23 protein-coding genes are annotated in these 24259 nt (G+C 73.4%); 12 read left to right on the forward strand and 11 right to left on the reverse strand.

The genetic code is table 11. From position 1 onward, the window contains the following. Positions 1 to 450: 450 nt before the first annotated feature. From ACF1AG_RS11065 to ACF1AG_RS11090, 6 genes are all read right to left on the reverse strand, one after another. Positions 451 to 1341, reverse strand: a complete 891-nt coding sequence (locus tag ACF1AG_RS11065) for a hypothetical protein (RefSeq protein ID WP_391809638.1) — start codon at positions 1339 to 1341, stop codon at positions 451 to 453. Between the two features lie 232 nt (positions 1342 to 1573). Further along, a complete protein-coding gene (locus ACF1AG_RS11070) occupies positions 1574 to 2191 on the reverse strand; it encodes an RNA polymerase sigma factor (RefSeq protein WP_387794980.1) in 618 nt (205 codons plus the stop codon). Positions 2192 to 2386: 195 nt separating this feature from the next. Then, the gene (locus ACF1AG_RS11075) at positions 2387 to 2782 is read right to left on the reverse strand and encodes a hypothetical protein (RefSeq protein WP_359602057.1); all 396 of its coding nucleotides are present in this window, start codon (positions 2780 to 2782) and stop codon (positions 2387 to 2389) included. Positions 2783 to 2933: 151 nt separating this feature from the next. Beyond that, the gene (locus ACF1AG_RS11080) at positions 2934 to 3512 is read right to left on the reverse strand and encodes a hypothetical protein (RefSeq protein WP_359602056.1); all 579 of its coding nucleotides are present in this window, start codon (positions 3510 to 3512) and stop codon (positions 2934 to 2936) included. Between the two features lie 106 nt (positions 3513 to 3618). Next, positions 3619 to 4125 (reverse strand): hypothetical protein, encoded by a 507-nt coding sequence (locus ACF1AG_RS11085; RefSeq protein ID WP_391809639.1) that lies wholly within the window; start codon positions 4123 to 4125, stop codon positions 3619 to 3621. Between the two features lie 110 nt (positions 4126 to 4235). Then, positions 4236 to 5786, reverse strand: a complete 1551-nt coding sequence (locus tag ACF1AG_RS11090) for a glycoside hydrolase family 20 protein (protein WP_359602069.1) — start codon at positions 5784 to 5786, stop codon at positions 4236 to 4238. 200 nt (positions 5787 to 5986) lie between these two features. On the opposite strand from ACF1AG_RS11090, the gene ACF1AG_RS11095 reads away from it, so the two are divergent. The 7 genes from ACF1AG_RS11095 to ACF1AG_RS11125 all read left to right on the forward strand — a co-directional run bounded on the left by ACF1AG_RS11095 (position 5987) and on the right by ACF1AG_RS11125 (position 12638). Next, positions 5987 to 6628, forward strand: a complete 642-nt coding sequence (locus tag ACF1AG_RS11095) for a 2-oxo-4-hydroxy-4-carboxy-5-ureidoimidazoline decarboxylase (protein WP_359602054.1) — start codon at positions 5987 to 5989, stop codon at positions 6626 to 6628. Positions 6629 to 6830: 202 nt separating this feature from the next. Continuing rightward, positions 6831 to 7211 carry a succinate dehydrogenase, cytochrome b556 subunit gene (sdhC, locus tag ACF1AG_RS11100; RefSeq protein WP_093769371.1) on the forward strand — a complete coding sequence of 127 codons (381 nt, stop codon included), beginning with the start codon at positions 6831 to 6833 and terminating at the stop codon, positions 7209 to 7211. Positions 7212 to 7216: 5 nt separating this feature from the next. Beyond that, a complete protein-coding gene (locus ACF1AG_RS11105) occupies positions 7217 to 7699 on the forward strand; it encodes a succinate dehydrogenase hydrophobic membrane anchor subunit (RefSeq protein WP_033272338.1) in 483 nt (160 codons plus the stop codon). Between the two features lie 108 nt (positions 7700 to 7807). Further along, positions 7808 to 9562, forward strand: coding sequence for a succinate dehydrogenase flavoprotein subunit (sdhA, locus tag ACF1AG_RS11110; protein WP_033272339.1), 1755 nt, complete (start codon positions 7808 to 7810; stop codon positions 9560 to 9562). Beyond that, positions 9562 to 10341 carry a succinate dehydrogenase iron-sulfur subunit gene (locus tag ACF1AG_RS11115; RefSeq protein ID WP_033272340.1) on the forward strand — a complete coding sequence of 260 codons (780 nt, stop codon included), beginning with the start codon at positions 9562 to 9564 and terminating at the stop codon, positions 10339 to 10341. The genes sdhA and ACF1AG_RS11115 overlap by 1 nt, the downstream gene beginning before the upstream one ends. Positions 10342 to 10707: 366 nt before the next feature. After that, positions 10708 to 11949: a histidine kinase gene (locus tag ACF1AG_RS11120; RefSeq protein WP_359602053.1), complete on the forward strand. Its 1242-nt coding sequence runs from the start codon at positions 10708 to 10710 to the stop codon at positions 11947 to 11949. Beyond that, positions 11946 to 12638, forward strand: coding sequence for a response regulator transcription factor (locus ACF1AG_RS11125; RefSeq protein WP_359602052.1), 693 nt, complete (start codon positions 11946 to 11948; stop codon positions 12636 to 12638). The genes ACF1AG_RS11120 and ACF1AG_RS11125 overlap by 4 nt, the downstream gene beginning before the upstream one ends. Here ACF1AG_RS11125 and ACF1AG_RS11130 read toward each other — a convergent pair. Together ACF1AG_RS11130 and ACF1AG_RS11135 are read right to left on the reverse strand one after the other, a co-directional pair. Next, entirely contained in the window at positions 12581 to 13804 is a 1224-nt protein-coding gene (locus ACF1AG_RS11130) for an FAD-dependent monooxygenase (protein ID WP_391809640.1), read from the reverse strand. The genes ACF1AG_RS11125 and ACF1AG_RS11130 overlap by 58 nt on opposite strands. Next, positions 13801 to 15243: an MFS transporter gene (locus ACF1AG_RS11135; protein WP_359602068.1), complete on the reverse strand. Its 1443-nt coding sequence runs from the start codon at positions 15241 to 15243 to the stop codon at positions 13801 to 13803. Before ACF1AG_RS11135 ends, ACF1AG_RS11130 begins: the two co-directional genes overlap by 4 nt. A gap of 236 nt (positions 15244 to 15479) precedes the next feature. On the opposite strand from ACF1AG_RS11135, the gene ACF1AG_RS11140 reads away from it, so the two are divergent. The 3 genes from ACF1AG_RS11140 to ACF1AG_RS11150 all read left to right on the forward strand — a co-directional run bounded on the left by ACF1AG_RS11140 (position 15480) and on the right by ACF1AG_RS11150 (position 17335). After that, positions 15480 to 15887, forward strand: a complete 408-nt coding sequence (locus ACF1AG_RS11140) for a hypothetical protein (protein ID WP_359602050.1) — start codon at positions 15480 to 15482, stop codon at positions 15885 to 15887. A 185-nt stretch (positions 15888 to 16072) separates the two neighbouring features. Beyond that, a complete protein-coding gene (locus ACF1AG_RS11145) occupies positions 16073 to 16510 on the forward strand; it encodes a thiol-disulfide oxidoreductase DCC family protein (RefSeq protein WP_391809641.1) in 438 nt (145 codons plus the stop codon). 30 nt (positions 16511 to 16540) lie between these two features. Next, positions 16541 to 17335 (forward strand): TetR family transcriptional regulator, encoded by a 795-nt coding sequence (locus tag ACF1AG_RS11150; RefSeq protein ID WP_359602048.1) that lies wholly within the window; start codon positions 16541 to 16543, stop codon positions 17333 to 17335. A 35-nt stretch (positions 17336 to 17370) separates the two neighbouring features. On the opposite strand, the gene ACF1AG_RS11155 is transcribed toward ACF1AG_RS11150, so the two are convergent. After that, positions 17371 to 19803, reverse strand: coding sequence for an MMPL family transporter (locus ACF1AG_RS11155; protein ID WP_387794984.1), 2433 nt, complete (start codon positions 19801 to 19803; stop codon positions 17371 to 17373). A 154-nt stretch (positions 19804 to 19957) separates the two neighbouring features. Here ACF1AG_RS11155 and ACF1AG_RS11160 point away from each other — a divergent pair, with 154 nt between their 5' ends. Both ACF1AG_RS11160 and ACF1AG_RS11165 read left to right on the forward strand, forming a co-directional pair. Beyond that, positions 19958 to 20647, forward strand: coding sequence for a response regulator transcription factor (locus ACF1AG_RS11160; protein WP_359602046.1), 690 nt, complete (start codon positions 19958 to 19960; stop codon positions 20645 to 20647). After that, a complete protein-coding gene (locus tag ACF1AG_RS11165; RefSeq protein WP_359602045.1) occupies positions 20644 to 22116 on the forward strand; it encodes a HAMP domain-containing sensor histidine kinase in 1473 nt (490 codons plus the stop codon). Before ACF1AG_RS11160 ends, ACF1AG_RS11165 begins: the two co-directional genes overlap by 4 nt. Before the next feature lie 456 nt (positions 22117 to 22572). Here the strand turns inward: ACF1AG_RS11165 and ACF1AG_RS11170 are convergent, their stop codons facing one another. Further along, positions 22573 to 23889 carry a metallophosphoesterase gene (locus tag ACF1AG_RS11170; RefSeq protein WP_359602044.1) on the reverse strand — a complete coding sequence of 439 codons (1317 nt, stop codon included), beginning with the start codon at positions 23887 to 23889 and terminating at the stop codon, positions 22573 to 22575. Between the two features lie 32 nt (positions 23890 to 23921). Beyond that, positions 23922 to 24170 (reverse strand): SCO4848 family membrane protein, encoded by a 249-nt coding sequence (locus ACF1AG_RS11175; RefSeq protein WP_349790834.1) that lies wholly within the window; start codon positions 24168 to 24170, stop codon positions 23922 to 23924. Positions 24171 to 24259: the final 89 nt, after the last annotated feature.

Below are 24259 nucleotides of genomic sequence, written 5' to 3' on the forward strand. Positions count from 1 at the left end.
GGACCGGGTTGCTCGCCGTCGTCATTGCTCAATCGGTCGTTGCGGTCTCAAGGCCGCTCGCGGAGGTTGTGGTCGTTTGCCTCCCGCGGCCTGGCGCGAAAGGCACGTTACGACCTGAAACCGCTCCCCGTCCATGACCGTACAAGACGCAACTAACTCGTGGCACGGGACGTGTGACAGAAAACGCATGCCCGGCGCTGTAGAAGATACGGGTCGCGCGCGGCCCGTACCGCGCGACGGCCGGGGCCTCTCCTGTGGGGGGTGGCGGCCCCGGCCGTCTCCGCGAACACATGTGACGGCGCCTCAGGCTCCCCCGCCGGCAGGCGTGCCGCTCAGGGCGACGGGGGTCCCCCGCTCGAGCGAAGCCGGGAGCGGGGAGGGCGGGCGCGACAGCACCCCGCACGCGCCGGACGGCGCAGCCGCCTCCGCCCAGGCGACCCACGTCACCCGTCAGGGCTTCCGCCCGGCACCCTCACCCTCGCCTTCGCCCCTCCCCTTGCCCTCGCCGGAGGGTCCGGCACCGGCCGTCTCCCGCGTGGGACGGCCGACACCCGCTTCTTCCTCCGGCACGGGAGGAACACTCACCGGCGCCGGCACAGAAGCCGTGGGCAGCCCGTCCCCATCGCGTCCCGCGCAGTACGCCTCGACCCGGCCCGCGCCTCCCGCCGCCGCGACCAGCCGCTCCCAGACCGGGGCGTCCAGCACCCGCCCCCGCCCGGCGACCCTCTCGTACGCCCGGCACTGCGCCTCGACGTCCCCGGCGGACCCCGCGGCCTCCGCCGGCCCCGAGCCGCGCCACGCACCGTCACGCCCCGCCTCCGCGGCGGACGCCGACCCCTCCGGGATCCCACCGGCGCCGGAGGCACCGGAGGCGTCCGGCACGACAGGCGCCGAGCTCGCGGACGGCGTCCGGGCCGGCCCGGTGTCCTCGGACCGCCCTCCGCCCTGGGTTCCCGCCGCCTGGATCCCGGCCCAGGCCACCCCACTGAGGGCACAGCCCGCGACCAGGGCGCCCAGCGTCGCCCGCAGCGACCGCCCGCCGAACCGCCGTCGAGAGGCCCGCCAGTCGTCCCGGCGGCGGGTGCGCGCGCCATACGCCCCCGACTCCCGGGCGGCCACGAACGCGGCGACGGCCCGCTGCTCGGCCCCGGTGTCCACGCCGTCACGCACCAGGGCGGCGACGAGCAGCGCCTCCAGCCGGGCCGTGTCACCGGCCGGCCCCTCGACGGAGACGGGTACGGCACGCCCGGACGCGGCCGTCGCACCCGCAGGGCACGCGGAACGCTCTGGGTGCACACGCCGGCGGCCGGCCCGCCCGCCGTCGCTCTGCCGTTCACCCATGTCCGTTTCCGTCCCTGCTCGATCGCGTCCGGCCTGTCCGGCCTGTCCTGTTCCGTCCGCCGGCCCCGCGGCCCCGTGTCCGAGGCCCGCCGGACGGCGCACCCCCTCCCACCAGCGGGAGTGCCGTGCGGGCCCCGGACAGACGGATACGTTCCGTCCGCCCGGCCCGTTCAGCCGCCGCAGCGGCCGCCGAGGCCGTGCCGTGCGGCGTGACCGCCGTTCCGGCCCGCGGTCACGTCGACTCACCCAGCGTCCTGGGCGCCTCATCCGTCACACCGTCGGCCGCGAGCTGCCGCGCCAGGCGCCGCAGACCCCGGTGCGCGGCCGTCCGCACGGCGCCCGGCCGCTTGCCGAGCACGCGGGCGGCAGCGGGCCCGTCGAGGCCCACGACGACGCGCAGCAGCACCGCCTCGGCCTGGTCCCGGGGCAGCCGGCCGACGAGGGCGAGGGCCTGCTCGGTGGACATGGCCTCCATCGCCTGGTCGTGCGTGCTGTGCGGGGCGGGCAGCTCCAGGAGGTCCTGCTCCAGTGCGGACGCACGGGGGCGTACGCGCTGGCGGCGCAGATGGTCCAGGGCGCGGTGCCGGGCGATGGTGGCCGTCCAGCCGCGGAACCCGGCGCCGTCGCCCTTGAACCGGCCGAGGTCGCGGGCGATCTCCAGCCAGGCGTCGGACATCACGTCCTCGGCGTCGGCGCCGACCAGTCCCCTGACGTACGCGAGGAGTCCGGGCTGCACGAGCCGGTAGGCCACGGCGAACGCGGCCTCGTCGCCCTGCTGGGCGCGCGCGACGGCGTCGCCCAGATCCCCGTCGAACGCCTGCGTGCGGCGGGATTCCCCTCCGTGGCCCAAGAACCGTCCTCGTCCGTACCGAGCGCGATGCGCCTCGCATGGCGTGTGCACGTCCGCCGTGTCACACCCCCAGCGACCTCAGCGTGCAGGGCGGCCAAAGTGTCACAGGTCAACGCACGTCCCAGGCCTCTCACGGGCCCCGCACGCCCCCGGCGACGCACCACCCCGGACATTCCCGGGGCCGACCGGCAGGGCTCAGTCCGGCCGCGCCCCCGTCGTCGCGTCCCGGCACAGGAGCCGGAGCGAGCCGTCCTGGGTGTAGCAGCGGCGGGCCTCGTCGATGGGGTCCCAGAGCCGGCCGTCGGGGGTGCGGACCCAGTGGTCGCCGCCGGAGGCCCACCACTCGCCGCCGGCCTGACGCACGATCACCTCGCCCGCGTAGGCCCCGAAACCGCGCAGCACCAGCTCCACGGCGGCATACGGAGCCGACTCACGGCGGATGTCCTCGATCACCCGGTCGACGCTCCACAGACTGCGCGCCGAGTAGTCGAGGCGCATCCGTGCGCCCTCACGCATCGCCGCCACCGCGTCCGCCGCCCAGCGGACCGGCTTCGTCGCCGCCGAGGGCCTGGTCTCCTGCTGTGTCGTCACAGTCGTCGCAGTCGTCACACTCTGGAGAGCGCTGCGGCGAAGCGTTTCGTCACCCCGATCCCGCGGTTTCCCACAACGGGTGCACGACCGCCCCAGAACACTCACAGGGCCGTCGCCGCATGTCCTGGAGCCGGAACAGGAGAAGGGGGTGTCAGGCGTCCCGCCGGCTGCGGCGCGAGACCGCCGCGCGCAGCACCCGACGCCCCTCCGTGGAGACCTCGAGCGCGCCGCGCAGCCCGGCCGCTCCGTGGGCGGCGACGAGTTCCAGGACGGCGGTCTGCCGCCGCAGTTCCGCGGCGAGCAGCGGCGACAGCCCGTCCGTACGGCCCTCACGGCAGGCGGCCGCCAGGCCGGTGGCGTCGGCGTCGCCCGCGCCGTCCAGCAGCAGGTGGATCCGCAGCGCGTCGGCCGAGCACCCGTCGGCCCACCGCCGCAGCGCCGTCCCGGACCGGTCCGGGGGAGCCGTGGCGAGCATGCCCCGCGCCAGCTCCGCCGCCTCGTCGGCGCATGCGCCCGCGGCCTCGCCCGCCGCCGCGTCCAGCTTCTCGCGCGTCTGCTGGAGCACCTCGCCCCAGTCGCCGTCGGAGGGACCCCCGGCGAGGGTGCCCCACAGCGGCCGCAGCGCCTCGTCGTCACCACCCAGGAGCGGCACGCACCGATCCAAACAAGCCACTCCGCTGACGGCCAGTCCGCGCTCGTCGGCCTGTGCGATCAGTTCCTCCAGGCTCATCCACGCCTCCCTCTGCGGGTTCCGCAGGCCCCTGATGAGGCCTTGACGGGCGCCGTACCTCACGGAGCCCGCATTTCCCCTTACTGCGTGCGACAAGCCGGGAGTGTCACTCGGGCACCACGCGCAACCGGTCGAGCAGCCGGAAGAAACCGTTTTCGGCCATCGGACCGGGGTCGGCGGTCAGCACCTCCAGGACATCCTCGGCGGCGACCTCGCGCCCGGCCTCCTCGGCCCAGAAGACGGCCCGCTCGGCCGCGTCGGCCGGCTCCAGGAAGTAGTCGTCGACGGTGAGGCCCTCCTGGCGCCCGTCGAGGTACCCGGCCATCACGTCCCGGCCGAGGCAGGCCGTCCACACCCCGCTCTCGGGGGACGCGGCCTCCACGGCCACGCACTCGCCGGCCATCACGTAGCCGAACAGCGCGGGCGCGCCCGTCTCCTTCGCGAGTTCGTTCATGCTGCCCAGCTCGCCCTCGTGGCCCGGCAGTTCCCACACCTGCCAGCCGTCCGGGGCCTCGGTGCGCAGGGTCAGCTCCCCGGCCGCACCGGCCAGCGCGTCCAGTGCGGTCAGCGGCTGCTCCGCGCGGCCCACGACGAAATAACCCCAGTAGCCCATGTGCCGGTGTCCCCCCGTGTGTCGGTTCCCGGCCCGGCGCGCCGAGCCGTCGGCTCGCCCAGAACATCACCACAGCCGTACGGGGGTTCGCAGGCGTTCGCGGCAATACGTCAGCCGAGCCGGCCCGCCAGGGTGCGGAACTCGGCCCAGGACAGCGTGGGTTCGCCCGCGTCCCACAGCTTCTGGGCGAGGGCCCGCAGCGGCATCCGGATGCCGGCCGCGACCTGCTCCTGGGTCTGGGAGCGGGGCAGGTCGCCCCAGACGGCGAAGGAGCCGCCGAGGATCTGCCGGTCGTACTCGGCGGGGACGGGCTCGGTGCCGCGCAGCACCCGCGGGGTCCACTGTTCGTAGATGCGCTCGCCGGTCGGGTAGACGAAGGTGAGCGGCTCGCCGAGGACGTAGTAAAGGAACTCGTCGTTGTAGTTGATCACCTCGCGGCCCTCGGCCAGGTACTCGGCGGGCTTGCGCGCGCCGATCTCCTTGCCGGTCCAGTAGGCGACCCGGATCCCCTCGTCGGCCTGGACGGACCCGCCGGGGAAGAAGCCGTCGTTCCAGGCGCGGGGGACGCGGCCGTTGGCGCGGACGGTGGCGGCGCGGTCGTTGAGCCAGCCGGTGGTCAGGTCCTCGACGGTGGCGCCGGAGCCGTACTTCTCGCGGGCCGCGGCGGCGAGGCCGGGGAAGGTCGCCTCGGGGTCGGTGACGACGAGGGCCTGGTACTCGTCGCCGCCGAGATGCCATTGGCCGCCGGGGAAGAGACCGGCGTACTCGTCCAGCAGGTCGTCGACGATCCGGGCGGAGTCCGGGTTCGCGATGTCGATGGCGCCGCGCACGGCCTCGCCGTTCGCCTTGCGCAGCTGGAGGTCGGGGTGGGCGTCGATGACGGCGCCGAGGTGTCCGGGCGAGTCGACCTCGGGGACGACGGTGATGTGCCGGCTCTCCGCCAGCTCGACGATCTTCCGGACCTGCGCCTTGGTCAGGTGGTCCTCGGACACGATCTCCGGGTGCGAGTCGGACTCGATGCGGAAGCCCTGGTCGTCGGAGAAGTGCAGACCGATCTCGTTGTACTTCAGGTCGCCCAGCTCGCGTATGCGGTCCTCTATCCAGCCGGCGTCGTAGTGCTTGCGCGCGATGTCCAGCATCATGCCGCGCCGCGGCTTGGCGGGTTCGTCGCGGACCACGCCCTCGGGGGCGGCGCCGGCCCCGCGTATCTCCTGCTTGAGGGTGCGGGTTCCGTAGAAGACGCCCGCCTCCCCCGGCCCGCTGACGGTGACCCGCCCGCCGCGCACGGTCAGGGTGTACGACTCCGGGTTCGCGCCGGAGTCGCGGTTGAGCTCCAGGCGCACGTCGCCGGGCCGCTCGTCGTCCCTCTCCCCCGCGTACGTCAGGCCCAGTTCCTCGGCGGTCAGCCGGCCCTCGTCGGCGAGGGCCGGGTCGGACACGACCACCCGGTGCCCGGGGACGGGCCGCCAGCCGGGGCCGCGCTCGGCGGTGTGCTCGCGCACGGCGGGTATGGTCCGCGGCGCCTCGGACAGCGGGTAGCTGCGGGTGGGGCTCGGCGTCGGCGTCGGCGAGGAGGGCGCGGCCGCCGGGCCGCCGTCGTCCCCCGAGGCCCACAGGCCGAGTCCCACGCCGGAGGCCACCACCACCGCCCCCACGGCCACCGCGACGGCGGTGATCCTCCGCCGCCTCGCCGTCGCCTCCGCGCCGGGACCGCGCCTGCGCTGACCGTGCTGCCTGTGCCGACTCACCCTGCCAACGTACGACCCGTTCGAGTGAGAAGCGTCCACGAGCCGTTCTCAAACTCTGCCGTCCGGGTGAAATGGGGGTACCGATCGGACACGTCTCGGACTCACTCGATAACGTGACGTCACAACTCTCACAGCATCTGCCAACGACACTCACGCGACGCCCACGAGGACCCACGCTGCCTGCGCACCGACTCCCAGACCTCCCCGGCCGAGTCGCCATACCCGAACAGTCCCGCGGCACGCCCGGAACCCCGTCCCCGCTGGAGTGGTTCAACGACGCTCCCGGGCCGGACGCCGAGCGCGCCCTGCTGTCCTGCCTGCACAGCCTGCGCTGGGCCCGCCTGCTGGCCGGCCACCGCCCCTACCCCGACACGGCCTCCCTCCTGGCCGCCGCGGACGAGGCGGCCTACGACCTCTCGCCGGAGGAGATCACCGAGGCCCTGGCCTCCGAGCCCCTCCCCCCGCTACCCGAGGACACCTATTCGGCGGCCCACACCGCCCTGAACGCCGCCCACGCGGCCTACGAGGCCAAGTTCGGCCACGTCTTCGTCCTCTGCCTGGACGGCGTCCCCGAGAACGAGGCCCTCGACCGCGTCCTGGAGAACATCCGGTCACGATTGGCGAACGATCCCGAGGAAGAACACACGGTCACCCGAGACCAGCTCCGCCTCCTCGCCAGGGAGCGTCTGAGCAACGCCCTGGGGGGCGTGGGGAACGGCGCGACCGGCCTCCGGACCGCAACACCCGGCAAATAACCGCAAAACCCCCTTGCCGGTGGCCGCGGCCCCACCACGGCCCCCCTTTTCGGGTGCAAGTTTGATCACACCGGCAGGCCCCCCGTAAGCGCCGCAGGCAACCGTCGCTACCATGCTGGGGGCCGGTGGACCGTACCCGGCCGGGCCCGACCGACAAGGAAAGCCGGCGCGGCCCCAATCCCCGCTCCCGGAGGAAATTTCCGTGCCGGCTGGAACGCTGTACCGCGGCCGGGAAGGAATGTGGTCCTGGGTGGCTCACCGAGTCACCGGCGTCCTCATCTTCTTCTTCCTGTTCGTTCACGTGCTGGACACCGCTCTCGTGCGAGTGTCCCCGGAGGCCTACGACGAGGTCGTGGCCACGTACAAGACGCCGATCGTCGCGCTGCTGGAGTACGGCCTGGTGGCCGCCATCCTCTTCCACGCGCTCAACGGCCTGCGTGTCATCGCCGTCGACTTCTGGATCAAGGGCGCCCGGTACCAGAAGCAGATGCTCTGGACCGTCGTCGCCGTGTGGATCGTGCTGATGCTCGGGGCGATCTACCCCGTCCTCGGCCACGCCGCTCGTGAACTGTTCGGGAGCTGACGCAGATGTCCACGACTGAAACCTCCGCCTCGGGCGTCGGCCCCGTCGAAGGCGCCTCGCCGTACTCCGTCGACAACCCGGCGCCGGTCATCGAGCCCCCGCGCAAGCGGACCAAGAAGACCCCGAAGAGCACCCGCGGCAACTTCGAGCTGGCCGCGTGGCTGTTCATGCGTCTGTCCGGTGTCGTCCTGGTCGTGCTGGTCATCGGCCACCTGCTGATCCAGCTGGTGCTCGACGGCGGTGTCTCCAAGATCGGCTTCGCCTTCGTGGCGGGCCGCTGGGCGAGCCCCTTCTGGCAGGTATGGGACCTGGCGATGCTGTGGCTGGCGATGCTGCACGGCGCCAACGGCCTGCGCACGGTCATCAACGACTACGCCGAGCGGCCGAACACCCGCCTGTGGCTGAAGGGCCTGCTCTACACGGCCACGGTGTTCACCATCCTGCTGGGCACGCTGGTGATCTTCACCTTCGACCCGAACATCCGCTAGGCACGGGGCTGCGAGAATCATGCTGCATTTCCCGGGGGACGACCCCCGGACCCCCGGCCGATGCTCGCACCACCGTCTCCGACAAAGCCCCGCAGTGAGGCGAGATCAGTGAAGATCCACAAGTACGACACAGTCATCGTCGGCGCCGGTGGCGCCGGTATGCGCGCCGCCATCGAGTCGACGAAGCGCAGCCGCACCGCCGTGCTGACCAAGCTCTACCCCACCCGCTCCCACACGGGCGCAGCGCAGGGCGGCATGGCCGCCGCGCTGGCCAACGTGGAGGAGGACAACTGGGAGTGGCACACCTTCGACACGGTCAAGGGCGGTGACTACCTGGTCGACCAGGACGCCGCCGAGATCCTGGCGAAGGAGGCCATCGACTCCGTCCTCGACCTGGAGAAGATGGGCCTGCCGTTCAACCGCACGCCGAACGGCACCATCGACCAGCGCCGCTTCGGCGGCCACTCCCGCAACCACGGCGAGGCCCCGGTCCGCCGGTCCTGCTACGCCGCGGACCGCACCGGCCACATGATCCTCCAGACGCTGTACCAGAACTGCGTCAAGGAGGGCGTGGAGTTCTTCAACGAGTTCTACGTCCTGGACCAGCTGATCACCGAGGTCGACGGCGTCAAGAAGTCGTCCGGCGTCGTGGCGTACGAGCTGGCGACCGGCGAGATCCACATCTTCCAGGCAAAGTCCGTGATCTACGCGTCCGGCGGCACCGGCAAGTTCTTCAAGGTGACGTCCAACGCGCACACCCTGACCGGTGACGGCCAGGCCGCCGTGTACCGCCGGGGCCTGCCGCTGGAGGACATGGAGTTCTTCCAGTTCCACCCGACCGGCATCTGGCGCATGGGCATCCTGCTCACGGAGGGCGCCCGCGGTGAGGGCGGCATCCTGCGCAACAAGGACGGCGAGCGCTTCATGGAGAAGTACGCGCCGGTCATGAAGGACCTCGCCTCGCGTGACGTCGTCTCCCGCTCCATCTACACGGAGATCCGCGAGGGCCGCGGCTGCGGTCCCGAGGGCGACCACGTCTACCTGGACCTCACGCACCTCCCGCCGGAGCAGCTGGACGCCAAGCTGCCCGACATCACGGAGTTCGCGCGGACCTACCTCGGCATCGAGCCCTACACGGACCCGATCCCGATCCAGCCCACCGCGCACTACGCGATGGGCGGCATCCCGACCAACGTCAAGGGTGAGGTCCTCGCGGACAACACCACGGTCGTCCCCGGCCTGTACGCGGCCGGCGAGGTGGCCTGCGTGTCGGTGCACGGCGCCAACCGTCTGGGCACCAACTCGCTGCTGGACATCAACGTGTTCGGCAAGCGGGCCGGCATCGCCGCCGCGGAGTACGCGCAGACCGCGGACTTCGTCGAGCTGCCGGAGGCCCCGGAGTCGTTCGTGGTCGGCCAGATCGAGCGGCTGCGTTCCTCCACCGGCAACGAGCGGGTGGCCGAGCTGCGCCGCGAGCTGCAGGAGACCATGGACGCCAACGTCATGGTGTTCCGCACCGAGCAGACCATCAAGACGGCGGTCGAGAAGATCGCCGAGCTGCGCGAGCGCTACAAGAACGTCGCCATCCAGGACAAGGGCAAGCGGTTCAACACCGACCTGCTGGAGGCGGTCGAGCTGGGCAACCTGCTGGACCTGGCCGAGGTCATGGCCGTGTCCGCGCTGGCCCGCAAGGAGTCCCGCGGCGGTCACTACCGCGAGGACTACCCGAACCGCGACGACGTCAACTTCATGCGCCACACGATGGCGTACCGCGAGGTCGGCGCCGACGGCACCGAGACCGTCCGTCTGGACTACAAGCCGGTCGTCCAGACCCGCTACCAGCCGATGGAGCGTAAGTACTGATGGCTACCCCCGTACTGGACAAGGCGGACGCGGCCGGCTCCCCCGAGCCCGGCTTCGCCGACTCCCCCTACATCACCGTCACCCTGCGGATCCGCCGGTTCAACCCGGAGGTCTCCGCGGAGGCGACCTGGGAAGACTTCCAGCTGGAGATCGACCCCAAGGAGCGCGTCCTCGACGCGCTGCACAAGATCAAGTGGGACCTGGACGGCACCCTGACCTTCCGCCGTTCCTGCGCCCACGGCATCTGCGGCTCCGACGCCATGCGGATCAACGGCAAGAACCGCCTGGCGTGCAAGACGCTGATCAAGGACATCAACCCCGAGAAGCCGATCACGGTCGAGGCCATCAAGGGCCTGACGGTCCTGAAGGACCTGGTCGTGGACATGGAGCCGTTCTTCCAGGCGTACCGGGACGTGATGCCCTTCCTGATCACGAAGGACACCAACGAGCCCACGCGTGAGCGGCTGCAGTCCGCCGAGGACCGCGAGCGCTTCGACGACACGACCAAGTGCATCCTGTGCGCCGCGTGCACCTCGTCGTGCCCGGTGTTCTGGAACGACGGCCAGTACTTCGGCCCGGCCGCGATCGTCAACGCGCACCGTTTCATCTTCGACTCGCGTGACGAGGCCGGCGAGCAGCGCCTGGAGATCCTCAACGACAAGGACGGCGTGTGGCGTTGCCGCACCACGTTCAACTGCACGGACGCCTGCCCGCGCGGTATCGAGGTCACCAAGGCGATCGCCGAGGTGAAGCGTGCGCTGATCACGCGCCGCTACTGAGGCACCGCGCCGTACCACCCCGAGGGCCCGTCTCCGATCCGGAGACGGGCCCTCGGGCGTTCGCGGTGCCCGCGTGCGGGCGCCACTGCCCGCGTGTAGTGCGTCCGCACCAGGCCGTGTGCCCGTCCGGTGCGTGCGCACCAGAGGGGACGGCACCGCGGGACGATGTCCGGCACGGCTGCGGGACCGGAGGGTGGGAGCCATGCGATCCCGTCCCTGCCTGACACGCTCCCCCACCCCCGGCGCCTTCGTGTTCCGGTGGCCGCCCCCTATCCTGGGCCGCGTGCTGCCAGGTCCGGACGTCGCGGGTGAGGCACCGTTCCGGTGCGTCACGGCGCGGCTCCCGGCGGGCCCGCGGTGAATCCGGTGGTGACGCGTACCGGCACCCGCCGGTGGCGGGAAGGGGCGGTCGTCGCGGCCGCCTTCGTGATCTGTCTGCTCGGCGGCACCGTGCGGGTCGACAACACCCTGACCCCGCCGACCGCCGCCGCGTACCTGGTCGCCGTGGTGTCCTGCGCCGTGCTCCCGCCGCGGCACCGAAAGCCCCTGGCCGTGCTGGCGGTCACCACCGCGGCCGGTCTGGTGGCGCAGCCCCTCGGACTGGTGCTGACCCCGCCCGTGATCGCCCCCGCCCTGGTCGCCTCGTACGCCTGCGCGCTGGGCGTGCCGGGCGAACGGCGCGCGGTGGGCGCGGTGTCCCTCTCCGCCGTGGCGCTGGCGGCGTCCGTGCCGCTGTACGGAGACCTCTCGTGGCGGGACGCGGGCCGGATGGGGACGGTGGCGGCGGCGCCGCTGGTGGCGTGGCTGGTCGGGCAGGCGGTGCGGACCCGGCGGGCGTATCTGGCGGCCGTGGAGGAGCGGGCGCGGCGGGCCGAGGAGAGCAGGGAGCTGGAGGCGCGGCGGCGGGTCGCGGAGGAGCGGGTGCGGATCGCCCGGGAGCTGCACGACCTGGTGGCGCACCAGATCACCCTGGCCAACGCGCAGGCCACGGTCGCCGCCCACTTCTTCGACTCGCGTCCGGAGCAGACCCGCGCGAGCCTGCGGGAGCTCGTCGAGACCACCGGTCACGCCCTCGACGAACTGCGCGCCACGGTCGGCCTGCTGCGCCAGACCGGGGACACGTCCGCGCCCGACGGGCCCGCGCCCGGGCTGGACCGGCTGCCGGACCTGCTGGGGGCGTTCCGGAGGGCCGGGCTGGAGGTGTCGGTGCGTGAGGAGGGAGCGGCGCGGACGGTGCCGCCGGGCGTGGACCTCACCGCGTACCGGATCGTGCAGGAGGCGCTGACCAACGTGACCAAGCACGCGGCGGGCCGTGGCGCCCGGGTGGGGCTCGACTGGGGCGGCGGGTGGCTGACCGTCACCGTGTCCGACGACGGGGGCGCCCCGGGCGGGCCGCCCGCCCTGTCGGACCGGCCGCCCGGGTACGGGCTGATCGGCATGCGGGAGCGCGCCGCCGCGGTGGGCGGGGAGCTGACGGCGGGCCCGCGCCCGGAAGGCGGCTTCCTGGTGACCGCCCGGCTGCCCCTGCCGTCCGTGCGTGAGGGCGCGGCCGACGGTGAGGGGACGGGGCGGATGCCCGGAGCCACGGACGAGGGACGGACCGCATGACGCTGAGGGTGCTGCTCGCCGACGACCAGGCGCTGCTGCGCGGCGCGTTCCGGCTGCTGCTGGAGAGCACCGACGACATCACCGTGGTGGGCGAGGCCGGCGACGGCCGGGAGGCGGTGCGGCTGACCCGCGAACTGCGCCCGGACGTCGTGGTGATGGACATCCGCATGCCGGGGGCGGACGGCCTCGCCGCCACCACGGAGATCTGCGCGGACCCGGACCTGCGGGCCACCCGCGTGCTGATCCTCACCACGTACGAGACGGACGAGAACGTGGCGCGGGCGCTGCGCGCGGGCGCCGCCGGCTTCGTGGGGAAGGGCATCGGCGCCCAGGACCTGGCGGACGCGGTGCGGACGGTCGCCGAGGGAGAGACGCTGCTGTCCCCGGCCGCCACCCGTTCCCTGGTCGCCCGCTTCCTGGCCGCGCCGGCCGGCACCCCTCCGCAGGACGCCGGCCGGCTGGACGTGCTCACCCCGCGCGAACGCGAGATGGTGGCGCTGGTGGCGACCGGCCTGTCCAACCAGGAGATCGCCGAGCGGATGGTCCTCAGCCCCTTCACCGTGCGCGCCCATGTGCAGCGCGCGATGACGAAGCTGGAGGCCCGCGACCGCGCGCAGCTCGTCGTCATCGCCTACCGGACCGGCCTGGCGCGGGTCACCCCGGAGGACGAGGCCGGACGCTCCTCGTAGTCCGGAAGGGTCAGGGCGGTGTGGGCCGGGCGGGGCCGCGCGGAGGGCAGCGCGTCGAGGGCGCGCAGCCGCGCGTCGCGCTGTTCCAGGGCGCGGGCCGTGACGGGGAAGAGCGTGGCGCCGCCCTCGTCGACGAGCGCCTGGTTGGCCGTCACGTAGGGGCGCATACGGTCCTCGTAGGCGGCGAAGGCGGCCGTGTGGTCGCGGTGGGCGGCCAGGGCGTGGGCGAGCACGTAGGCGCCGGACAGCGCGAGGCTGGTGCCCTGCCCGGTGAGGAAGGACGGGGCGTACGCGGCGTCGCCGACGAGGGCGGCGCGGCCGTGCGTCCAGCGGGGCATGCGGATCTGTCCCGCCGTGTCGAAGAACAGGTCGTCGGTGTCGCGCACGGCCGCCACCATGCGCGGGATCTCCCAGCCCTCCCCCGCGAACGCCTCGGCCACCAGGGCGCGCCGGGCGTCCGGGGCGCAGAGGGCGTCGCTCGGGGGTTCCGGACGGTGGAAGGTGAGGAAGCCGTGCACCTCGGGGCCGTCGCCGGTGGCGTAGAGGGCGGCGGCCTTCCCCGGGGTGTTCCACAGCACCAGTTCCCGGTCGAGGTGCGCGGGGTTCGGCAGGGTGAAGAGGGCGAAGCAGTAGGCGAGGTAGCGGTGGTAACGGTCCTCGGGGCCGAACAGGGCGGCCCGGGTGGCCGAGTGCATGCCGTCCGCGCCGATCACCAGGTCGTACGTGCCCTGCCGGCCGCTGCGGAAGGTGACGTCGACGCCGTGCGCGACCGGGGCGAAGCGGGAGACGGAGTCGCCGAAGAGGAACTCCACGTCGTCGCGGACCAGCCCGTACAGCGCGTCGGCGAGGTCGCCCCGCCGTATCTCCAGGTCGCGGGGCTCGCCCTCGTCGGCGGGGGCCCGGAGCGAGGCGACGGTGCGGCCGTCGGCGTCGAGGAAGGTGGCGCGGCGGGGGCCGACGTGCGCCTGGCGCAGTCGCGGCCACAGGCCCATCCGCCGGATCACCTCGGTCGCCGTGCCGCGGATGTCGACGGGGTAGCCGCCGCCGCGCAGGGCGCCGGCCTTCTCCACGACGGTGACCGCGAACCCGGCCCGGTGGAGCCAGTACGCGAGGGCGGGTCCGGAGACGCTGGCTCCGGAGATCAGGACGGTGCGCGGGCCGGTCATGAGCGGGTTCCTTCCTTCGCGGGGGTGCGAGCGGGCTCGACGGGGCTCGGGGGCCGGGAGGCGCGCGTGGCGCGGACGAGGAGCAGGCCGAGCGCCGCCGTGACGCCGGTGACGGCGAAGCCGGTGGTGAAGGCCGCCTCGGCGGGCAGCCCCGTGCCGGCGTCGGTCCCGGCGGCGAGCAGCCCGCCCGCGATCTGGGCGCCCACGACGACACCGATCACCCGGGTCACCACGAGCAGGCTGGTCGCGATGCCGGTGTCCCCGGGGTCGACGGCGGTCGCGGCGCCGGCCAGCAGCGCGGTGGTGGCGATGCCCGCGGCGAACGCGGTCAGCGTCTTGGCCAGGGCGAGCTGCCAGGCGGAGTCGTGCTGGGCCGCGAGGCCGAACATGGCGGCGGCGGTGGCGAGGGCGGCCACGGCGACCACGGCACGGGCGCCGAACCGTCGGGCGGCGACCCCGCCGACCGCGTCGCTCATGGCTCCGGCGATCGCGCCGGGCAGGAGGTAGAGGCCGATGTCCGTGGTGTCGGCGTCGAAACCGTAGCCGTCGCCCGACACGGCGAGGAGCTGCGGCAGCAGCAGGGTGACCATGCCGAGGGTGACGGTGACGAGCAGGGTGAGCAGGCACGCCTGCCACATCGCGGGCCGGGCCAGCATGCGCAGGTCGACCATCGGGGAGACGGCCCGGCGCTCGACGCGCACCCAGGCGGTGGCGAGCACGGCCACGAGCACGAGCAACGCGCCCGCGGCGAGGGGCGGAAGACCACCGCCGGTGAGCAGGACGAGGCCGAGCATGAAGGCGAGCAGGGTGGCGCTCAGCAGGACCACGCCGGGCCAGTCGATCCGCTCGTCCTGCCGGACCGGTTCGTCGGACGGCATCAGCCGTGCCACGAAGGCGGCGGCCGCGACGACCACGAGGGTGGGCAGCACGAACATCCAGTGCCAGGACAGGTGTTCCGCGATCAGTCCGGCGCCGAGCATGCCGAGCATGCCGCCGCCGGTGAACAGGGCGACGACCACGCCGATCGCCGCCTGGGTGCGCCCGGCCGGCAGATGGGCGCGGACCAGGATGAAGGACAGCGGCAGCACGCCGACCATGGCGCCCTGGAGGACCTGGCCGAGCAGCAGCACCGGCAGTCCGGGGGCCAGCCCGGCCAGCAGTCCGCCGGCCGCGACGACGGCCATCAGCCGCATCAGCACGCGTTTGCCGCCGTAGCGGTCACCGAGCTTCCCGGCGACGGGGGTGAGGACCGCGCCGGTGACGAGCAGGGTGTTGGCGACCAGCGCGCCCTCGGAGGGGCCGAGCCCGAGCTCGCGCTGGAGCAGCGGGAGCGCGGGTTCCACCACGGACTGGAGCGCGCCCAGGGCGAGCGCCAGCACCCCGAGGGCGGCGATCGCGGGCCGCTGTAAACGCGGCGGCGGGAGCAGGGTGTCGGACATGGACGTCCCGTTCTCGTAGGGGTCGGTGAGCACGTCCCACGGTTCCGTCCGTCGGCCCTCACGGGCATCGTCGCCCGTCACCGTCTTCGCCTGGTGCGTACGCACCAGTTGGGGCGCGGCACTGGTGCGGGGGGACACGGGTCGGGCCGCCGTCCAGCGCGAGTTGAACATGTTCAAAAGAAGGCGTTACAGTCATCTCCGTCAGCGTTTTGAACGCGTTCAAGAAGGGGTGGGGCATGGACCGCACCGTCATCGCCTACGTCATCTACCTGGTCGTCAGCATCGGGCTGACCGTCTGGGTGGCCCGCACGCTCAGCCGCAACGGACGGGTCTTCCTCGCCGACGTGCTGCACGGCAACGAGAAGCTCGCGGACGCCGTCAACCACCTCCTGGTGGTCGGCTTCTACCTGGTGAACCTCGGCTTCGTCGCCCTCTACCTGAGCGACGACGACACCGTCACCGACACCCGCGGCGTCTTCGAGGCGCTCTCCGCCAAGCTGGGCGTGGTGCTGCTGGTCCTGGGCGTGATGCACCTGGCCAACGTGTACGTGCTGAACCGCATCCGGCGGCGCGGGGTGATGGAGCGGGAGCAGAACCCGCCGGTGCCTCCGCAGGACTGGACCGCCCCGGCGGCCCAGGCATGAACGCGGTCGCCGCCGGGCCGACGCCCCCAGAGGCGCGGGGAACTGCGCCCGGTGGATCAACACCCCCAGGGGCGCGGGGAACTGCGCGACCGGCCCCCGACGGGCCGCACCCGGCGTACGACACTGCGAGGCACCCCCTCGGCCGCCGGTACGACGCCGGCCGCGTCCCGCTCCGCAAGCTGACCGTGCTGTACGACGCGGGCTGCCCCCTGTGCACCCACGTCCGCGACTGGCTCGTCAAGCGGCCCCAGCTCGTCCCCCTGGATTTCGTCCCGGCGGGGTCACCCGCCGCCCGGACCCGCTTCCCCGGCCTCGACCACGCGTCCACCCTGTCCGAGATCACCGTGGTCGGGGACGGCGGGCAGGTGTACCGGGGCGCGGCAGCCTGGATCGTCACCCTGTGGGCGCTGCGCGACCACCGGCGGCTCGCACACCGGCTGAGCACCCCCTCCGGGATGCGGTTCGCCAAGGGCGCGGTGCTGGCCGCCGCCAAGTGGCGCGGGGCGACGGCTTCGGAGGGCGGCCGGGTGTACCGCCCCGCCGACGGGTGGACGTACGACCCGCGGGACGGCTGGCACTACACCCCGCCCGGCTGCGGCTCCGACGCCTGCGCCGCGCCGTAGCGCGGGCGGCGGACGTTAGGCTCTGTTCCCGTGCCCGCGAAGAACGACGGCCCCGACCCCGGCGCCCACCTCAGCAAGTCCGAGCAGACCCGCGCCCTGATCCTGGAGACGGCCATGCGGCTGTTCCAGGAGCGCGGCTACGACCGGACCACCATGCGGGCGATCGCCAAGGAGGCCGGGGTCTCCGTCGGCAACGCGTACTACTACTTCGAGGGCAAGGAACACCTGATCCAGGGGTTCTACGACCGGATCGCCGCCGAGCACCAGGTGGCGGTCCGGGACGTGCTCGCCCGGGAGACCGACCTGGAGGCCCGCCTCGCCGGCGTGCTGAAGGCGTGGCTGGACATCGCCACGCCTTACCACGAGTTCGCGGTGCAGTTCTTCAAGAACGCCGCCGACCCGGACAGCCCGCTCAGCCCCTTCTCGCCCGAGTCGGAGCACGCGCGCGAGGAGGCGATCAGCGTGCACCGGGCGGTGCTGGCCGGGACGAAGACCAAGGTGCCCGAGGAACTGCGGGGCATCCTGCCCGAGTTGATGTGGCTGTCCCAGATGGGGCTGTGCCTGTACTGGATCTTCGACCGCACCGAGGGCCGCGAACGCAGCTACCGGCTCGCGGAGCGGGGCGCCCGGCTCACCGCGCGGGGCGTCGCCCTGGCCCGGTTCCGGGTGCTGCGGCCGCTGGTGCGGGACGTGCACGGGCTGTTCACGGAGTTCCTGCCCGGGATGACCCGGGCGCTGCCCGACCCCGCCGTCCGGAAGAACTCCGGCCGGCGGGGCGGGAGCACCGGGGACGACGGGGAGGAGCGCCCCGGCGACGACGGCTGACGTCGCCGGCCGGCCGTCGCCGCCGGTCCTCCGCGTCAGTTGACGACGTCCACCCCGCCGGGCGTCAGCTCCACGTCGTGGACGAGCGGCTCCTCCCCCACGGTCACGTGCGCCGCCCGCGCCCCGTGCGGCGAGGCCGACACCGCGAGCAGATAGGTGCCCGGTGACGGGACCGCCACGACGTACGCCCCGTCGGCGAGGGACACCACCCGGTCCAGCTGACGGCCGCCGGGCGAGAGCAGCGTGACGGCCGCGCCCCGCACCGGCTCACCCTCCGGGGTCCGCACGAAGCCGTGCACCACCGAGGCGGCCCCGTCGACGGCCTTCTCGTCCGGCATGGGAACCGGCGTGACGTCGTCCTCCTCCTTCGGCTCGACCGCGAGGTGCGGCAGCCGCTTCTCCAGTCCGGCCGGGAGCCACCAGTTGGCCCGCCCCAGCAGGTGCATCGCCGCCGGGACCAGCGCGGTGCGCAGCACGAACGCGTCCAGCGCGACCGCGGCGGCCAGTCCCACGCCGGCCATGGCGGCGCCGTAGTCGCCGCTGAGCACGAAGGCGAGGAAGACGCAGACCATGATCAGTGCGGCGGAGTTGATGACCCGGCTGGTCTCCGCGAGGCCGACCCGCACCGCGCGGGCGTTGTCCCGGGTGTGCACCCACTCCTCGTGCATCCGGCTCACCAGGAAGACCTGGTAGTCCATGGAGAGCCCGAACAGCAGCGACAGCATGATGATCGGCAGGAACGACGCGATCGGGCCCTCCGTGCCGAGCCCCAGCACGTCCAGGCCGACGCCCCACTGGAACACCATGACCAGCACGCCGAACGAGGCCGCCGCCGCGAGCAGGTTCATCACGGCGGCCGTCAGCGGCACCACCAGGGAGCGGAACGCCAGCAGCAGGAGCAGGAAGCCCAGGCCGATGATCGTGCCGACGAAGAGGGGGAGCCGGTCGCCGGTCACCGAGGCGAAGTCCTTGGACACCGCCGTCACACCGCCGACGTGCGCCTGGACCCCCGCCCCGGGGATGACGTCCTCGCGCAGGGTGTCGATCAGCCGGTCCGTCTCCACGTCCTGCGGGGAGGTGGTGGGCACGACCTGGATCACGCTGACCCCGTTCGCGGGTGGGGCCGCGACCACCTGGGCCACGCCCTCGGTGTCCTCGACCGCCTTGATCAGCCCGCTGGGCGCCTCTCCGTCCACGACCACCTGGAGCGGGCCGTTGAAGCCGGGGCCGAAGCCCTCGGCCAGCAGGTCGTAGGCCTTGCGGGTGGTCGTCGAAGCGTCGTCGTTGCCCTGGTCCACGGTGCCCAGACGCAGCGACAGCAGCGGCACCGCGAGCGCGGCCATCAGCACCACCGCCACGGCGGCCACCGCGCGTGGCCTGCGCTGCACGGTCGCCGACCAGCGCGCGGCGAGACCGCTCACCTGCTCGCCCTTCGCGTCCGAGGCCGCGAGCCGGCGGCGCTGACGGCGGCTGAGCACCCGGTGCCCCAGCACACCGAGCAGCGCCGGCAGCAGGGTGATCGCGGCGAGCACGCTGAGCACCACGGTCAGGGAGGTGCCGATGACGACACCGTCCAGGAACCGCAGGTTGGTCACCAGCATGCCGGCGAGCGCGATGCACACCGTGCCGCCCGCGAACAGCACCGCCCGGCCGGAGGTGTTGAGCGCGGCGACCGCGGCGTCCTCCGGGTCCTTGCCGCTCAGGATGCCCTTGCGGTGCCGGGTCACGATGAACAGGGCGTAGTCGATGCCCACGCCCAGACCGATCAACGTCGCCAGCAGCGACGCCAGTTCGGGGACGTCGGTGACATGGCTGATCAGCTGCGTGCCGAACATGCCGCCCGCGACGCCGAAGACGGCGACCACGATCGGCAGCAGCATCGCGAACACCGACCCGAACGCGACGAACAGCACCACGGCCGCCGCGAGGATGCCGACCAGTTCGGCCGTGCCCGTCGGCGGTTCCTGGACCCGGGTGACGGCCTGGCCGCCCAGCTCCACCTGGAGCCCGTCGCCCGCCGCCTCCTGGGCCGTGTCGACGACGTCCTGCACCAGCGTCTTCGGCACCGCGTCCGCCTGCTCGGCGAACGTCACCTGCGCGTACGCGATCCGCCCGTCCTCGCTGATCTGCGCCGCGCCCTGCTCCCCGTAGGGCCCGGCGACCGCGCCGACGCCCTCCATGCGCCCGATCTCAGCGAGCGCGTCCTCCATCCGGGAGCGCACCGCCGCGTCGCGCACCGTGCCCTCGTCGGTCTTCCACACCACGGTGTCCGTGTCCCCGGCGCGCTCCGGGAAGGCCTTGCGCATCAGGTCGTAGGCCCGCTTGGAGTCCGTGTCCGGGAGGGAGAAGACCTCCGCGTAGTTGGTGCCCGCGCTGCTCGCCGTCACGCCCAGTCCCAACAGCGCCCCCGCCCACAGCACCAGGACCACCAGCCGATGCCGATAGCACCAGCGTGCCAATACCGTCACGTGTCCGCTCCTTCGTCGCTCGGTCGGTCCCCCGGGTCCTGGCGTCAGAATCGGCGGCGGCACCCGCCCGGGGACACGACTCGCCCCGGACTCTCAAGGAACTCCAAAGCGACAACCGGTACTTGGCCGCACGGTCACGCCGATACTGGGGGACATGACGACAGCTCCCGGCACCGTGCTGGTCGTGGAGGACGAGGAGAGCATCGCGGACGTCCTCGCGATCGCGCTGCGCTTCCACCGCTTCGAGGTCATGACCGCGGGCACGGTCCGCGAGGCGCTCGCCCTCACCGAGCACACCCGGCCCGACTGCGCCCTCCTCGACGTGATGCTGCCGGACGGCGACGGCCGCGCCCTCGGCCGCGAACTGCGCGAGCGCAGGCCGGAGACGGCGCTGGTGTTCCTCACCGCGCGGGACGCCCCCGCCGAGATCGTGGGGGCGCTCGGCTTCGGCGACGACTACATCACCAAGCCGTTCAACATCGACGAGGTCGTCGCCCGCATCACGGCCGTGCTGCGCCGCACCCGCCCCGCCGACGTGCTGCCGCAGCCGGCGCCGCTGCGCCACGGCGACCTGGAACTCGACGAGACGACGTACTCGGTGCGCCGCGCGGGCCGCAGCGTCGAGCTCACCCCGACCGAGTACGCGCTGCTGCGCTTCCTGGTGCGCAACGCGGGCCGGATCGTCCCCAAGGAGCAACTGCTGCGGCACGTCTGGCAGTACGAGCACGTCCCGCAGGAGTCGACCGTCGTGGAGACCTACATCAGCTATCTGCGGCGCAAGCTGGACACCCTCGGCCCACCGGTCATCACCACCCGGCGCGGCGTCGGGTACGGGCTGACGTGACACGCCGGACACGCCTGCCGCGCCCCGGCCGCCCCCGGGTGCGGTCGCTGCGCGCGCAGCTCACGGTGGCGAACGTGGTGCTGCTGGCGCTGGGCATCGTCGCCGCGACCACGGTGAGCGTGCTCGGCATGCGCTACTACCTGCTCGACCAGATCGACACGGAGCTGGTCCGCACCCGCGACTCCCTCGGCGGCTCGGAGCTGACGCTGCGGCAGATCGACTCGCTGAGCGCCCTGCGCTTCCTCCGCGACCGGGTGGACCCGGAGTGGAACCAGGACGACGACGTCCCCGACTCGGTCTTCGCCGCCGTGGACCGCGAGGGCGAGCCGGTTCCCGTGTTCGGCTTCGCCCCGTCCCGGGCGCAGCGGGACCTGGCGGACGCCGTGGGCGACCCGGACGCGCTGATCCGGGACCCGGAGCCGCAGGACGTCACCGTGCGCGGCAACGCCTACCGTGTCACCGCCACCCGCCTCGCCGACGGCACCGGTGTCCTCATCGCCGGGTCCACCGAGCCGCTGCACGACGGTGTCGCCAAGGCGGTCAGGCTCGACCTGGCCATCGGCACACTGCTGCTGCTGGTGCTGGCCTGCCTCACCATGATGGGGGTACGGCGGCGGATGCGGCCGCTGGAGGACATGGTGGAGACGTCGTCGGCGATCGCCGAGGGCGACCTGACCCGACGGGTGCCCTCCAGCTGCGACACCTCCCTGGAGGTGGAGCAGCTGCGGCTGGCGCTCAACTCGATGCTCCAGCAGGTGGAATCGGCGTACCGCACCCGGGAGCGCAGCGCGGCGCAGCTGCGTCGGTTCGTCGCCGACGCCTCCCACGAGCTGCGCACCCCGCTCGCGGCGATCCGCGGCTACCTCCAGCTGTACGAGCGGGGGATGCTGCGCGACCCCACGGAGCGCAGGCGGGCCTGGGACCGGATGACGGCCGAGTCCGACCGGATGGGACGGCTGGTCGACGAACTGCTGGTGCTGGCCCGCCTCGACCAGCGGCCGGAGCTGCGCAAGCGGAACGTGGACGTGTGCCGGCTGGCGCGGGACGCGGCGCAGGACCTGCGGGTGCAGCAGCCGGACCGTCCGGTACGGGTGGACGCGGAGGGCGTGGCGCTGGTCCACGCCGACGAGGCGGGCCTCCGCCAGATCCTGGGCAACCTGGTCGGCAACGTCCGCACCCACACCCCCGCCGAGGTGCCGGTACGGCTCGGCGTGGCCGGCGCGGACGGCGAGGTGCGGCTGTGGGTCGCGGACGAGGGCCCGGGCCTCGCCCCGGAGGACGCGGCCCGGGTCTTCGACCGCTTCTTCCGCGCGGGCGGCGGTGCGGGAAGCGGCCTGGGCATGGCGATCGTGCAGGGCGTCGTCCACGCCCACGGCGGCGGGGTGACGGTGGACACGGCCCCGGGGAAGGGCCTGACGGTCACGGTGACGCTGCCGTCGTGCGCGGAGAAGGGCCCGCAGGCGGACTGAGCGGGCGCCCTGAGCGATGCCGACCGTACTGGACGCCTGGGCCCGCCCGGCGGGCCGATCGCGGACCGCCGCCGCCCCCACGCAAACCGGCCCCGGGCACCCCCGAGGGGCGCAGCCCGACGAAGGCCGACCGGCCCTGCGTACCGGTCGCGGGTCGCCTGCCCACCGCGAACCGGCCCCGGACACCCCCGACCGGCCGGAGGCGGAGCGGCCCGAGGCAGCCGCCGAACGCCGACCGCCCCAGCGAACAGCGATGGCCGGCTCTCCGACTGGCCCGGAGAGCCTGGACCCACACGCCGACCGGCCCCGCAGACCGATCGCGGACCGCCGCCGCCCCCACGCAAACCGGCTCACGGGCACCCCGGCCGGAGGTCGAGCATCCCGTGGGCAGCACGCGGGTCGTCCCCCGAGGAGGCTCCGCCGGCCCGTGGCCGGAGACGAACGCGTCGGTCGCGGCTATGCCTGGAGGGACGCCAGTTCGATCACCGTGATGTCCGAGGGGGCGCCCACCCGGGTGGGCGGGCCCCACGCGCCGGCGCCCCGGCTGACGTAGAGCTGGGTGTCGCCGTAGCGGTCGAGGCCGGCCAGGGTCGGGTTCGCGCCCCGGGCGATCAGGTTGACCGGCCAGAGCTGGCCGCCGTGGGTGTGGCCCGAGAGCTGGAGGTCCACGCCGTGGTCGACGGCCTCGTGGATCTGCACCGGCTGGTGGGCCAGCAGCACGGAGGCCCGTGCGCGGTCCCGGTCGCCGAGGGCCCGGGCGAAGTCCGGTCCCTGGCCCTCGTCCTCGCCGGCGACGTCGTTCACGCCCGCGAGGTCGAAGTGGGGCAGCTCCGTGCGGGCGTTCTCCAGCGGGTTCAGGCCGAGTCGGCGGACCTCCTCGATCCACTGCTCGGCGCCGGAGAAGTACTCGTGGTTGCCGGTGACGAAGAACGACCCGTGGCGCGCCGTCAGCTGGGCCAGCGGGGCGGCGGCGGGACCGAGGTCCTTGACGCTGCCGTCGACCAGGTCGCCGACGACCGCGATCAGGTCGGGCTGGGTCGAGTTGATCGTGTCGACGACCTTCTGCGCGAAACCCCGCCCCAGCACCGGGCCCAGGTGGATGTCGCTGACCACGGCGATCCGGTAACCGTGCGCGGCGCGCGGCAGCTTGGCCAGCGGCACGGTGACCCGCTCGACCTTCGGTCCGCGCAGGACGCCGTAGGTCCCGTACCCGACGGTTCCGACCGCGGCCGCGGCCGCGGCTCCGCCGACGACCCGGGAGACGAACAGCCGGCGTGAGGGGCCGGACACGTCCGTCGCGGCTCCCGCCCCGCGGGTCTCCTCCGTCGTCGTGGCGTCCTGCGCCGGGACGGTCGCCTCCGGGCTCTCCGCCGGCTCCGGGTCCGCGCCCTCCGCCCGCCCCGCCGGTATCGGGTCGCGGGCCGGCGCCGGTTCCGGGGCGGAGGCCCGTGCCCGCCGCTCCAGCACCCTGCGCAGCACGGGGCGGACCAGTTCGCCGGCCAGCAGGGCCAGCAGCAGGTACAGGGTGAGGGCCAGCCACAGGTACCCCGGCCAGGCCAGCACGCGCCGGAGGGTGAACGGCGCCTCCGTGCGGGAGGCGACCATGCCGCCGATGAACAGCAGCCACCCTCCGACGACCACCGCCAGGCCGATGCGGCGCACGGGGCCGGGCCCCGTGGTGGTGTCCCGGAACAGTCGGCGCCACACGTACCAGTTGCCCGTCACCAGGACGGCGACGACCAGCAGTGCGACGAGTACGAAGACGATGGCCACGAGGCGGACTTCCCCTGCTTCCCGTTACGGCGTCACGTCGTCCGTGACGTCCGGCTCAATGCGCGCAGACCGCGCAACCCGATGCCCCCGACGACCGTCCCCAGTACGAAGGAGACGACGGCGAGCGTCAGGTGAACGAAGAAGTACGCCGTGGGGTGCCCGTCGTCGAAGGCGAGCCCACTGCTGTCCTTGACCAGGTTCTTGACGAAAGTGATCCAGATGACCCAGCTCCACACCCCGAAGGCGAGCAGGAACCAGGAGACGGGGCGGCTGAGCTTCATGCGTCCAGTATCGCCACGCGGTGACCGGTTCCCTTCGCGGGGTGGGGACCGGGCGGGGACGTCCACAGAGATGGCATGTACCTTGCGGA

This window comes from Streptomyces sp. NPDC014764 (genome assembly GCF_043082785.1).
Classification (GTDB): Bacteria; Actinomycetota; Actinomycetes; order Streptomycetales; family Streptomycetaceae; genus Streptomyces; species Streptomyces althioticus.

Excerpts from the sequence above, each read along its gene's own strand:
- ACF1AG_RS11065 (WP_391809638.1), bottom strand. The coding sequence starts at position 1,341 with ATGGGTGAACGGCAGAGCGACGGCGGGCGGGCCGGCCGCCGGCGTGTG.
- ACF1AG_RS11080 (WP_359602056.1), bottom strand. The coding sequence starts at position 3,512 with ATGAGCCTGGAGGAACTGATCGCACAGGCCGACGAGCGCGGACTGGCC.
- ACF1AG_RS11085 (WP_391809639.1), bottom strand. The coding sequence starts at position 4,125 with ATGGGCTACTGGGGTTATTTCGTCGTGGGCCGCGCGGAGCAGCCGCTG.
- ACF1AG_RS11105 (WP_033272338.1), top strand. The coding sequence starts at position 7,217 with ATGTCCACGACTGAAACCTCCGCCTCGGGCGTCGGCCCCGTCGAAGGC.
- ACF1AG_RS11115 (WP_033272340.1), top strand. The coding sequence starts at position 9,562 with ATGGCTACCCCCGTACTGGACAAGGCGGACGCGGCCGGCTCCCCCGAG.
- ACF1AG_RS11125 (WP_359602052.1), top strand. The coding sequence starts at position 11,946 with ATGACGCTGAGGGTGCTGCTCGCCGACGACCAGGCGCTGCTGCGCGGC.
- ACF1AG_RS11130 (WP_391809640.1), bottom strand. The coding sequence starts at position 13,804 with ATGACCGGCCCGCGCACCGTCCTGATCTCCGGAGCCAGCGTCTCCGGA.
- ACF1AG_RS11135 (WP_359602068.1), bottom strand. The coding sequence starts at position 15,243 with ATGTCCGACACCCTGCTCCCGCCGCCGCGTTTACAGCGGCCCGCGATC.
- ACF1AG_RS11140 (WP_359602050.1), top strand. The coding sequence starts at position 15,480 with ATGGACCGCACCGTCATCGCCTACGTCATCTACCTGGTCGTCAGCATC.
- ACF1AG_RS11160 (WP_359602046.1), top strand. The coding sequence starts at position 19,958 with ATGACGACAGCTCCCGGCACCGTGCTGGTCGTGGAGGACGAGGAGAGC.
- ACF1AG_RS11175 (WP_349790834.1), bottom strand. The coding sequence starts at position 24,170 with ATGAAGCTCAGCCGCCCCGTCTCCTGGTTCCTGCTCGCCTTCGGGGTG.